The sequence below is a fragment of the Xanthomonas sp. genome (assembly GCF_017163755.1).
Taxonomy (GTDB): Bacteria; Pseudomonadota; Gammaproteobacteria; order Xanthomonadales; family Xanthomonadaceae; genus Xanthomonas_A.
This window is the reverse complement of the sequence record NZ_JAFIWC010000001.1, coordinates 321,817-334,056: the sequence shown is the minus strand read 5'-3', so window position 1 is coordinate 334,056 and position 12,240 is coordinate 321,817. Positions and strand designations below refer to the sequence as shown.

Below are 12,240 nucleotides of genomic sequence, written 5' to 3'. Positions count from 1 at the left end.
ATATTTTCAGCGTGGATGTAAACGATTACACAGGGGTCGCACGATGATGAAGCAGCGCGCTTTCGTACGCTTTTCGCTGGTCCTGACGATCGCCGTCGGCGCGTTGCTGACGTCGTGCAAGAAAACCGAGGAGCCCGCGTTGAGCGAAAAGAAGCCGGTGCAGGTGATCCTGATCGAGGCCGAGCTGCCGCCCAAGCCGCTCAAGCCGGAGCTGCCGCCGCTGTTCGACGACATCGAACGCCGCACCTTCCAGTTCTTCTGGGACACCACCAACGAGGTCAACGGGCTGACGCCCGACCGTTTCCCGTCGCGTCCGTTCGCCAGCATCGCCTCGGTCGGCTTTTCGCTGACCGCCTATCCGATCGGCATCGAGAACGGCTGGATCAGCCGCAACCAGGCGGTCGACCGCACCCTGACCACCCTGAAGTTCTTCCGCGACGCGCCGGTAGGCCCGCAGCGCACCGGCAAGGCCGGCTACAAGGGCTTCTACTATCATTTCCTGGACATGCAGAACGGCCACCGCTACGACAGCTGGGTCGAGCTGTCGAGCGTGGACACCGCGCTGTTGATGATGGGCGTGCTGTTCGCGCAGTCCTACTACGACGGCGACGACGCGCGCGAAAAGGAGATCCGCGAGATCGCCGACGTGCTGTACAAGCGCGTGGACTGGAACTGGCTGCAGCAGCGCGAGCCGCTGATCTCGATGGGCTGGTTCCCGGAGAGCGGCTTCATCAGCCACGACTGGATGGGCTACAACGAGGCGATGATGCTGTACGTGCTCGCGCTCGGTTCGCCCACCCACCCGGTCAGCCCGGACGCGTGGACCGTGTGGACGCGCACCTACAACAACGACTGGGGCGTGTACTACGGCCAGGAGTACCTGTCCTTCGGCCCGATGTTCGCGCACCAGTACAGCCATGTGTGGATCGATTTCCGCGACCTGCAGGACCAGTACATGCGCGAGCGCGGCATCGACTATTTCCTCAACAGCCGCCGCGCGGTGCTGGCGCAGCGCGAATACGCCATCGCCAACCCGATGAAGTGGAAGGACTACGGCGAGAACGTGTGGGGCCTGACCGCCAGCGACGGCCCGCAGAACACCGCGCAGGACTACCGCGGCGAGCAGCGCCAGTTCCGGCACTACTCCTCGCGCGGCGCCGGCCTGCGCGAGAACTTCGACGACGGCACGCTGGCGCCGACCGCGGCAGTGGCCTCGATCGTGTTCGCGCCGGAAGTGGTGATCCCGGCCACCCAGGAGATGCACAAGCGCTACGGCAACTACATCTATTCCAGCTACGGCTTCCTGGATTCGTTCAACCCCAGCTTCGACTACGACATCCCGCTCAAGACCGGCCGCGTGGTACCCGATCGCGGCTGGGTGTCCAGCGACTACATCGGCATCGACCAGGGCCCGATCCTGACCATGATCGCCAACTACCGCAACGAATTCGTCTGGAACGTGATGAAGAAGAACAAGTACATCCGCACCGGCCTGGAGCGCGCCGGCTTCAGCGGCGGCTGGCTGACCCCGGAAGGCGAGGCGCAGCCGGTGCCGAAGAAGGACGAGCAGGCCGCCGCGGCGCGTGCGATCGGCATCGCCGAATCGCGCGCGGCCGCCGCCGAGGCGCAGCAGAATCCCGCGCAGCGCCAGCCGCAGAAGCCCGAATGAGCATGATCCGCACGACCCGCACGAAACTCGGCATCGGCCGCTGGCTGGCCGCCGGCCTCGCCGCGCTGGCGCTGTGCGGTTGCGCGCGCGAACCGGAAGGCGAGGTGGTGCGCTTCTGGGCGATGGGCCGCGAGGCCGAGGTAGTGGCCGAGCTGATCCCGGAGTTCGAGAAGGAGAACCCTGGCATCCGCGTGGACATCCAGAACATCCCGTGGACCGCCGCGCACGAGAAACTGCTGACCGCCTTCGCCGCCGACGGCCTGCCCGACGTGTGCCAGCTCGGCAACACCTGGATCCCCGAGTTCGCCGCGCTCGATACGCTGCAGCCGCTGCAGCCGTACGTGGACCGCTCCAAGGTGGTGGAGCCCAACGACTACTTCGCCGGCATCTGGGACACCAACGTCATCGATGGCCAGCTGTATGGCGTGCCGTGGTACGTGGACACGCGCCTGCTGTTCTACCGCAAGGACATGCTCCGGGACGCCGGCGTGGATACGCTGCCGCAGACCTGGGCCGAGTGGGAACAGGCGATGGCGGCGGTCAAGAAGCACGTGGGCCCCAAGCGCTACGCGATCCTGATGCCGATCAACGAATTCGAGCAGCAGCTGTCGCTGGGCCTGCAGCTGGACGACCCGCTGCTGCGCGACCACAACAACTACGGCAACTTCCGCAGCCCCGGCTTCCGCAAGGCGCTGGGCTTCTACGCCAACATGTTCGAGCAGGACTGGGCGCCGAAGATGTCCGAGACGCAGATCTCCAACGTGTGGGACGAGTTCTTCAACGGCTTCTATGCGTTCTACATCTCCGGCCCGTGGAACATCCGCGAGTTCCGCAAGCTCGAGCCGGCGGCGCTGAAAGGGCAGTGGGGCACGATGCCGTTGCCGGGCCCGGACGGTCCGGGCGCCGGCATCGCCAGCGGCACCAGCCTGGTGATCTTCCGCAAGTCGCAGCAGAAGGAAGCGTCGTGGAAGCTGATCGAGTTCCTGTCGCGTCCGCAGATCCAGGCGCGCTTCCACGCGCTGATCGGCGACATGCCGCCGCGGCGCAGCACCTGGGAGTACCCGTCGCTGGCCAACGACCCGCTGGCGCACGCGTTCCGCGACCAGCTGGAGCGGGTCAAGCCGACCCCCAAGGTGCTGGAGTGGGAGCGCATCGTGCAGGAGATGCGGCTGGTCACCGAGCGCGTGGTGCGCGGCGGCGAGAGCCAGGAGAAGGCGGTGCAGGACCTGGACAAGCGCGTGGACGAAATCCTCGAGAAGCGGCGCTGGATCGATCAGCAAAAGCGCGAGCAGGCAGCGGCGGCGCCGGCCGCGGGAGCGGCGCGATGAAGCGCGGTTCCCTGGTCGGCTGGCTGTTCGCCGGGCCGGCGCTGATCGTCATCGGCGTGTTCTTCGGCCTGCCGGTGCTGTCGGCGCTGGCGCTGAGCGTCACCGACTTCGACCTGTACGCGCTGGCCGACAGCAACCACCTGCGCTTCGTCGGCTTCGGCAACTACATCGAGCTGCTGCAGACGCAGATGTTCTGGAAGTCGCTGTGGAACACCACCTACTTCGTGATCGTCGGCGTGCCGCTGTCCATCGCCGCCTCGCTGGGCGCGGCGCTGCTGCTCAACGCGCCGGTGGCGCGGTTCAAGGCGCTGTTCCGCACCGCGCTGTTCGCGCCGGTGGTGACCACGCTGGTGGCGGTGGCGGTGATCTGGCGCTACCTGTTCCACACCAGCTACGGGCTGGTCAACTACGGCCTGAGCCATCTGGGCATCGGCCCGGTCGACTGGCTCGGCGACCCGCGCTGGGCGATGCCGACGATCATGCTGTTCGCGGTGTGGAAGAACTTCGGCTACAACATGGTGATCTTCCTGGCCGGCCTGCAGGGCATCCCGCAGGACCTGTACGAGGCCGCGCGCATCGACGGCGCGTCGAAGTGGCGGCAGTTCCTGCACATCACCCTGCCGATGCTGGGGCCGGTGCTGCTGGTGGTCGGCGTGATCACCGTGTCCGGCTACTTCCAGCTGTTCGCCGAACCCTACGTGATGACCCGCGGCGACCCGCTGCAGAGCACGGTCAGCGTGCTGTACTTCATGTTCGAGGAAGGCTTCAAGTGGTGGAACCTGGGCCGCGCGTCGGCGGTGGCGTTCCTGCTGTTCCTGATCATCCTGGGAGTGACCACCGTGATGCTGCGCTTCGGCCGCAAGAAGGACCTGGTATGAGCCGCGAAATCGGCGCCTCGCGCTGGAACACCGTGCTGGTCAACGGCGGGCTGCTGCTGCTGGCGCTGGTCAGCCTGGCGCCGCTGCTGTGGATGGTGTCGGTGTCGTTCATGCCGGCCGGGCAGGCCAGCCGCTTCCCGCCGCCGATGCTGCCGACCGGCCCGACCCTGGCCAACTACGGCGAGCTGTTCTCGCGCACCGGCATGGCCCGCAACTTCGCCAACAGCCTGCTGGTGTCGTGCGCGATCACCTTCGGCTCGCTGCTGATCAACACCATGGCCGGCTACGCGTTCGCCAAGTTGCGCTTCGTCGGCAAGGAGCGGATCTTCCAGATCCTGCTGGCGGCGCTGGTGATCCCGGCGCAGGTGGCGATGCTGCCGCTGTTCCTGCTGATGAAGCAGTTGCACCTGGTCAACAACTTCGGCGGCGTGGTGGTGCCGGCGCTGGCGACGGTGTTCGGCATCTTCCTGGTGCGCCAGTACGCACGCTCGATCCCGGACGAGCTGCTGGAGGCGGCGCGCATCGACGGTGCCGGCGAGATGCGCATCTTCTTCCAGATCGTGCTGCCGATGCTCAAGCCGGTGCTGGTGACGCTGACCATCTTCACCTTTATGGCGGCGTGGAACGACTTCATGTGGCCGCTGATCGTGCTGACCGACCAGGAGCACTACACCTTGCCGGTGGCGCTGGCGGCGCTGTCGCGCGAGCACATCATGGACGTGGAGATGATGATGGCCGGCGCGGTGGTGACGGTGATCCCGGTGCTGGCGCTGTTCCTGGCATTGCAGCGCTACTACATCCAAGGATTGCTGCTGGGTAGCGTAAAAGGCTGATGCATCGCTTCGCACTAAGCCATGGGCGATGATGGGGATATACGCGTAGGAGGGGCTTCAGCCCCGACGCCTTGCCGGTAACGCGTCGGGATTGAAATCCTCCTACCAAAACCAACGACACGAACAGGACGAGGTCTATGACGGGAGCGGCGATGACGAGCAGGCGGTTGACGGTGGTCTTCCTGGGACTGGCGGCGACCCAGGCCCTCGCCGCGCCGGCGACGGCGCCGGTGTCGCTGGACGGCTTCAACAACCTGGACAGCTGGCAGATCGTCGCCTCCAACCAGGTCAGCGCCTCGACCCGGCTGGTGCAGGCCGCCAGCGGCGGACGCGCCAAGGCGATCTGCCTGGACTACGACTTCAATGGCGTCTCCGGCTACGCCGGCCTGCGCCGCGCGCTGCTGATCGACTTCCCCGACAACTACCAGCTCTCGTTCCAGCTGCGCGGCGATTCGCCGAGCAACGACCTGCAGTTCAAGCTGGTCGACCCCAGCGGCGACAACGTGTGGTGGGTGAACCGCCCGCGCTACGCGTTCCCCAAGCAGTGGAGCACGGTCAGCTACAAGAAGCGCCAGATCGAGAAGGCGTGGGGCCCGGGCGCGGACAAGGAACTCAAGCGCAGCGCGCAGGTCGAGTTCACCCTCTACAACCAGGTCGGCGGCAAGGGCACGGTGTGCTTCGACCAGCTCGCGCTGACCCCGCTGCCGGCGCAGGACGACTCGCCGCTGAGCGCCAAGGTCAGCGCCGATACCGCGCCGGCGCTGGAGCAGCGCATCGCCGACGGCAAGGCCGACACCGTGTGGTACAGCGGCAACGCCAAGGCGCAGACGGTGATGCTGGACCTGGGCAAGGTGCGCGAATTCGGCGGCGCCAGGGTGCAATGGGCGCCGGGCGTGTACGCCTCGCGCTACAAGGTGCAGGGCTCGGCCGACGGCCGCAGCTGGCGCGAGCTGCGCGAGGTCACCGCCGGCAACGGCGGCACCGACTGGCTGGCGCTGCCGGAGACCGAGGCGCGCTACCTGCGCCTGGACCTGGAGGACGGCCCCAGCTTCCGCTACGGCATCGCCGACATCGCGCTGCAGCCGCTGGCGTTCGCGGCCACGCCGAACGACTTCGTCAAGTCGGTGGCCGCGCAGTCCACCCGCGGCTGGTTCCCGCGCGGCTTCAGCGGCGAGCAGCCGTACTGGACCATCGTCGGCCTGGACGGCGGCCGCGAGCAGGGCCTGATCGGCGAGGACGGCGCGATCGAGGTGGGCAAGGGCGGCTTCAGCATCGAGCCGTTCGTGCTGCTGGACGGCAAGCCGCTGACCTGGGCCGACGTCAAGACCACGCAGAGCCTGCAGGACGACTACCTGCCCATTCCCAGCGTGGACTGGAGCCACGACAACGCCGGGCTGCGCGTCACCGCGTTCGTCGAAGGCCGGCCCGAACAGGCGCAGCTGGTGGCGCGCTACCGGCTCAGCAACCCGAGCAAGAAGCCGCACGACTACACCCTGGCGCTGGCGGTGCGGCCGTTCCAGGTCAATCCGCCGAGCCAGTTCCTCAACACCGTCGGCGGCGTCAGCCCGATCCGGTCGCTGGCCTTCGACGGCAGCCAGGTGCTGGTGGACGGGCAGCCACGGGTGTTCGCGGCGCAGAAGCCGGATGCGGCCTATGCCACGCCGTTCGACGGCGGCATCGACATCGAACGCCTGGGCGCCGACGCGTCGACGCTGTCGCCCACGGCGCAGGATCCCAGCGGGCTGGCCTCCGGCGCGATGCTGTACCGCGGCCGGCTGGCCCCGGGCGAGGTGCGCGAAGTGGCGCTGGTGATCCCGCAGACCGGCGAACGCGCGTTGCCGTCCGGTTTCGACGCCGCGCGCGCGCAGCAGGCGGTGGCCGAGCAGTGGCGCGAGAAACTGGACCGGGTGCAGCTGCGCGTGCCCGAGCAGGGCAAGGCGGTGGTGGACACGCTGCGCACCGCGCTGGCGCACATGCTGATCTCGCGGATCGGCCCGCGCCTGCAGCCGGGCACGCGCTCGTATTCGCGCAGCTGGATCCGCGACGGCGCGATGATCTCCGAAGGCCTGCTGCGCCTGGGCCGCGAGGACGTGGTGCGCGAGTACGTGGACTGGTACGCGCCGTACCAGTTCGCCAACGGCATGGTGCCGTGCTGCGTGGACGACCGCGGCAGCGATCCGGTGCCGGAGAATGACAGCCATGGGGAGCTGATCTTCAACATCGCCGACTACTACCGCTACAGCGGCGACCGCGCGTTCCTGGAGAAGATGTGGCCGCACGTGCTGGCCGCGTACGAGTACATGGAGCAGCTGCGCCTGAGCGAGCGCACCGAGGAGAACCGCGCGCGCAACCCGGCGTTCTACGGGATGATGCCGGTGTCGATCAGCCACGAAGGCTATTCGGCCAAGCCGATGCATTCGTACTGGGACAACTTCTGGGCGCTGCGCGGCTACAAGGACGCGGTGGAGATCGCCGCCGAATTGGGCCGGATCGACGACGCGGCGCGTTTCGCCGCCTCGCGCGACCAGTTCCGCCAGGACCTGTACGCATCGATCGACGCGGCCGCCGCGCAGCACGGCATCGGTTTCCTGCCCGGCTCGGCCGAGCTCGGCGACTTCGACCCCACTTCCAGCACCATCGCGCTGGCGCCGGGCGGCGAGCAGGGCAGGCTGCCGCCGCAACTGCTCAACGCCACCTTCGAACGCTACTGGGGCGAGTTCGTCGGCCGCCGCGACGGCAAGCGCGAATGGAAGGACTACACCCCGTACGAGTGGCGCAACGTCGCCGCGTTCGTACGCCTGGGCTGGCGCGAGCGCGCCTGGGACGCGACTCAGTTCTTCTTCAAGGATCGCGCGCCGCAGCCGTGGAACCAGTGGGCCGAGGTGGTGTCGCGCACGCCGCGCAAGCCGTTCTTCGTCGGCGACCTGCCGCACGCCTGGGTGGGGTCGGACTTCGTGCGCTCGGTGCTGGACATGTTCGCCTACTCGCGCGACATCGACGACAGCCTGGTGCTGGCGGCCGGCATACCGCCGGCCTGGTTCGCCGACAAGGGCGTGGCCATCCGCGCCTTGCGCACGCCGCAGGGCCAGCTGAGCTACCAGCTGCGCCGGCAGAAGAACCGCCTGACCCTGCACGTGGACGGCGGCCTGCGCGTGCCCGGCGGCGGCCTGGTGCTGCCGTGGCCGTACCCCTCCGAGGCGCCGGGCCGGACCCTGGTCAACGGCGAGCCGGCGCAATGGGAGAACGGCGAACTGCGCATCCGCGCGCTGCCGGCCGACGTGCAGGTGGACCTGCGCTGAGTCGCCGGCGCACGATGCGGCGGCCACGGACGGCGCCGCTGCGTTCGATTCCCGGCGAGCCGGGTCCTGGCGGCAAGAACGGACGCACCCGCCGATCCAAGCTCGGCGGTCCGATCGCGAAGGCGGACCGGGTCGGGCTAGCTACGGGCGATGGTCGCGCTGCATTTCCCGGCAGTGCTCAGTTAAGCCGCCGCCACCTGCGCGGCAGCATGCGCGAGCGGTCGCGCGTCCTCTGGCGGCGCCGCGGCAAGCGGGCATCGCCGTCGATCCGGTTAAAGACGCATGAGCGGAGGGTCGGCTGACGCCCCAGCGCGGACGTGCGCCATGGCGTTGTCCTACATGCCGGGCAACGCCAAGCACTCCACGATCTCCACCGCCTCGCCGGGAAAGATGGAGAAATGAGGATGATCCTCGAATAGCCGGGCAGCGGCATCGAGCGTCTCCGCTTCGACGATCACGTAGCCGGTGAGGTTGTTCCGCGTGTCGGCGATGCCGGCCTTGGACACTCGCTTGGTGGGCCCCAGCGGGCCGCCGCCATCCACGATGCTGGCGGCGTGCCGGCCCATCCACGCGCCCCAGGCCTTCATTCCGTCGGCCTGGGTCCGGGCGTCGACGGGAGCCGCAGCTTTCTCGGCCTCCGAGGCCGAGCCGAGGTAGAGCGCCAGGAATCTGCCCATTGCCCGCTCCTGCTCCGATGGTGGCGCCATTGTCCCAGATCGACGGACGTCCGCGTTCCACCCTTGGGGCCATCCACGGTGCGCGCGGCGCGGGTCGCTCCTCGCAAACATCGCAAAGGGATCGCCCGTCCATCCGGTCGAGGCTGTGCGGGGCGCCGGGCTGACGCTGGCGCCGTTCCGGCCTGCGTGGAATGCGGCGCGCGGTCGGCTGGGCATTGCGTAGGAAGCCAAGCCATCGGGCCATGCCCGATCAGCTCGGATTGGGGCGACGCCGGAGCGGCGCGCCCCGGCGACTTCGTCCGACCGGCGCGCTCAGGCCGTCCGGCGCCCCGGGCCGGGCCCGCAGCCCGGATCCGGCTTACTCCACCGCCAGCCCGTCCACCTTCTGCCAGCCGCGCGGCAGCAGCCCGCCGCGGCTGGCGCGCGCGCCCAGGTACGCGTCCAGGTCCTTGAACGACAGCGACATGGTGCGCTGGCCGCTTCTCACCAGCAGCGTGTTGCCCGGCGCCACCGCGGCGATCGCCACCACGCGCTCGGTGCCGAGCTTGGCCTTGGGGATGTCGATGATCTTGTTGCCCTTGCCCTTGTCCAGCTCGGGCAGGTCGGCGAGCGGGAACGCCAGCAGGTGCCCGGCGCTGGTCACCGCGACGACGCGGTCGGTCTGCGCATTGCTCACCGACGCCGGCTGCAGCACCTTCGCCCCCGGGGTCAGGTTGAGCATCGCCTTGCCGGCCTTGTTGCGGCTGGTCAGGTTCTCGAAGCGGGTGACGAAGCCGTAGCCGTGCGAGGAGGCCAGCACCAGGCGCGCATCGTTGTCGCCGCTGGCCATGCTCTGGAACGACGCGCCGGAAGCCGGGGAGAAGCGCCCGGTCAGCGGCTCGCCGTTGCCGCGCGCCGACGGCAAGGTGTGCGCCAGCGTCGAATAGGCGCGGCCCTCCGAATCCAGGAACGCCACCTGCTGCGTGCTGCGCCCGCGCACCGCGACCAGCAGGCCGTCGCCATCGCGGTAGGACAGCCCGGCCGGGTCCACGTCGTGGCCCTTGGCGGCGCGGATCCAGCCCTTCTCCGACATCACGATGGTCATCGGCTCGCTCGGCACCAGCTCGGTCTCGTCGATCGCCTGCGCCGCGCCACGCTGCACCAGCGGCGAACGGCGCGCGTCGCCGAACTTCTTGGCGTCGGCGGTCAGTTCGTCCTTGATCAGCTTCCTCAGCTTGGTCTTGCTGGCCAGGATCGCCGTCAGCTGCTCGCGTTCCTTGGCCAGCGCGTCCTGCTCGCCGCGGATCTTCATCTCCTCCAGCCGCGCCAGCTGGCGCAGGCGGGTCTCCAGGATGTAGTCGGTCTGCTCCTCGCTGAGCCCGAAGCGCGCCATCAGCACCGGCTTGGGCTCGTCCTCGCTGCGGATGATGCGGATCACCTCGTCCAGGTTGAGGAACGCGACCAGCAGGCCCTCCAGCAGGTGCAGGCGCCGCTCGACCTTCTCCAGGCGGTGGTTGAGGCGGCGCACCACGGTGTCGCTGCGGAAGCGCAGCCATTCCTCCAGCAGGGTCTTGAGGTTCTTCACCTGCGGGCGGCCGTCCAGGCCGATCACGTTGAGGTTGACCCGGTAGCTGCGCTCCAGGTCGGTGGTGGCGAACAGGTGGCCCATCAGCTGGTCGGCATCGACGCGGTTGGAGCGCGGCACCAGCACCACCCGCACCGGGTTGGCGTGGTCGGACTCGTCGCGGATGTCCTCCAGCCACGGCAGCTTCTTGGCGCGCATCTGCTGCGCGATCTGCTCGATCACCTTCGACGGGGAGACCTGGTACGGCAGCGCGGTGACCACGATGTTGGCGTGTTCCTTCACGAACGTGGCGCGCGCGCGCACGCTGCCGTGGCCGGTCTCGTACATCGTGCGCAGGTCGGCGACCGGGGTGATGATCTCGGCGGTGGTCGGGTAGTCCGGGCCGCGCACGTGCTCGCACAGGTCGGCGACGCTGGCGTCGGGGTCGTCGAGCAGGCGGATCAGCGCGCTGACGATCTCGTTGAGGTTGTGCGGCGGCACGTCGGTGGCCATGCCCACGGCGATGCCGGTGGTGCCGTTGAGCAGCAGGTGCGGCAGCCGCGCCGGCATCCAGGTCGGCTCGTCCATGGTGCCGTCGAAGTTCGGCGCCCAGTCCACGGTGCCATGGGCCAGTTCGCCCAGCAGCACCTCGGCGATCGGGGTCAGCTTGGATTCGGTGTAGCGCATCGCCGCGAACGACTTGGGGTCGTCGGTGGAGCCGAAGTTGCCCTGGCCCTCGATCAGCGGATAGCGGTACGAGAACGGCTGCGCCATCAGCACCAGCGCCTCGTAGCAGGCGCTGTCGCCGTGCGGATGGTATTTGCCGATCACGTCGCCCACGGTGCGCGCGGACTTCTTCGGCTTGGCGCCGGCGTTCAGGCCCAGCTCGCTCATCGCGTAGATGATGCGCCGCTGCACCGGCTTCAGGCCGTCGCCGAGGAATGGCAGGGCGCGGTCCAGCACCACGTACATGGAGTAGTCGAGATAGGCGCGTTCGGCGTATTCGCGCAGCGGCAGCTGTTCGAAACCGTGGAAGGCGGGGCGGGCGAGATCGGTCATGCGCGGGAGTTACCTAATAGGGGAAGGCGGCGACGGGTGCGCCGCTGGTCAGCCGGTCGATTATCCGGATGCGGCCGGGGATGCCAAGCCGTGCGTGGACAGGCCCGCGGCGGCGCTGGCCAGGTAGCGCGCCGGCGGGCTGCCGAAGTGTCCGCGAAACGCGGTGACGAAGGCGCTGGGGCTGCTGTAGCCCAGTTGGTGCGCGGCATCGGCGACGCTGGCGCCGTCGGTCAGCCGCCGCAGCGCCTCGGCCAGCCGCGCCTGCTGGCGCCAGTTGGCGAAGCTCAGGCCGGTCTCGGCGCGGAAATGCCGGCTCAGGCTGCGCGGCGACAACCCGGCCCACTGCGCCCACTGCGCAAGCGAGCGGTCGTCGGCGGGGCGGGCGATCAGCTGCGCGGCGATGCGCAGCAGGCGCCGGTCGCGCGGCATCGGCAGGTGCAGGCGTTCGATCGGCGCCTGGCGCAGTTCGTCCAGCAGCACCGCGCAGATCCGCTGCCGGTCCTCGCCCAGGGCCTCGGGCACGCCCCACGAGGCCACCCGCAGGAGCAGTTCGCGGAACAGGCCGTTCATGCCGATCACGCAGGGACGATCCGGCAGCCCGGCGCAGGCCGCCGGGCCGACCAGCAGCATGTAGCCGCGCAGCGGCCCGGAGATCTGCACCGTATGCAGCTCCTGCGGCGGCATCCAGCCGGCGCAGCCGGGCGGCAGCGACCAGTGCCCGCGCTCGGTGCGGGTGCTGAGCAGGCCCGCGTCCACGCACATCATCTGGCCGCGGGCATGGCGGTGCCAGTCCACCTCGTGCTCCAGCGCGGTCGGGGTATGGGCCAGGAAGCCGAGCACCGGCGGGCCGTCGACGCGCTCGAACCATTCGGCCACGCGCCGGTCGAGCGGATCGAGAGAAGATCGTAGCGATGGCCGAATTTCGATATCCATTGTCCCGATTGTAGTACCGCG

8 protein-coding genes are annotated in these 12,240 nt (G+C 68.9%); 5 read left to right on the top strand and 3 right to left on the bottom strand.

All coding sequences use genetic code 11. From position 1 onward, the window contains the following. Positions 1–43 precede the first annotated feature (43 nt). The 5 genes from JR065_RS01450 (at position 44) to JR065_RS01430 (ending at position 8,007) form a co-directional block, all read left to right on the top strand. Positions 44–1,669, top strand: coding sequence for a glucoamylase family protein (locus JR065_RS01450; protein WP_206231532.1), 1,626 nt, complete (start codon positions 44–46; stop codon positions 1,667–1,669). Positions 1,670–1,671: 2 nt separating this feature from the next. Continuing rightward, on the top strand, positions 1,672–2,997 hold the full coding sequence (locus tag JR065_RS01445) for a sugar ABC transporter substrate-binding protein (protein WP_206231628.1): 1,326 nt from the start codon (positions 1,672–1,674) through the stop codon (positions 2,995–2,997). Next, positions 2,994–3,875 carry a carbohydrate ABC transporter permease gene (locus JR065_RS01440; RefSeq protein ID WP_206231531.1) on the top strand — a complete coding sequence of 294 codons (882 nt, stop codon included), beginning with the start codon at positions 2,994–2,996 and terminating at the stop codon, positions 3,873–3,875. Before JR065_RS01445 ends, JR065_RS01440 begins: the two co-directional genes overlap by 4 nt. Next, positions 3,872–4,708 carry a carbohydrate ABC transporter permease gene (locus JR065_RS01435; protein ID WP_206231530.1) on the top strand — a complete coding sequence of 279 codons (837 nt, stop codon included), beginning with the start codon at positions 3,872–3,874 and terminating at the stop codon, positions 4,706–4,708. Before JR065_RS01440 ends, JR065_RS01435 begins: the two co-directional genes overlap by 4 nt. Before the next feature lie 152 nt (positions 4,709–4,860). Beyond that, positions 4,861–8,007: a discoidin domain-containing protein gene (locus JR065_RS01430; protein WP_206231529.1), complete on the top strand. Its 3,147-nt coding sequence runs from the start codon at positions 4,861–4,863 to the stop codon at positions 8,005–8,007. 335 nt (positions 8,008–8,342) lie between these two features. Here the strand turns inward: JR065_RS01430 and JR065_RS01425 are convergent, their stop codons facing one another. From JR065_RS01425 to JR065_RS01415, 3 genes are all read right to left on the bottom strand, one after another. Next, positions 8,343–8,684 carry a hypothetical protein gene (locus JR065_RS01425; protein ID WP_241093275.1) on the bottom strand — a complete coding sequence of 114 codons (342 nt, stop codon included), beginning with the start codon at positions 8,682–8,684 and terminating at the stop codon, positions 8,343–8,345. 358 nt (positions 8,685–9,042) lie between these two features. Then, entirely contained in the window at positions 9,043–11,286 is a 2,244-nt protein-coding gene (parC, locus tag JR065_RS01420) for a DNA topoisomerase IV subunit A (RefSeq protein WP_206231527.1), read from the bottom strand. 60 nt (positions 11,287–11,346) lie between these two features. Continuing rightward, on the bottom strand, positions 11,347–12,219 hold the full coding sequence (locus JR065_RS01415; protein ID WP_206231526.1) for an AraC family transcriptional regulator: 873 nt from the start codon (positions 12,217–12,219) through the stop codon (positions 11,347–11,349). Positions 12,220–12,240: the final 21 nt, after the last annotated feature.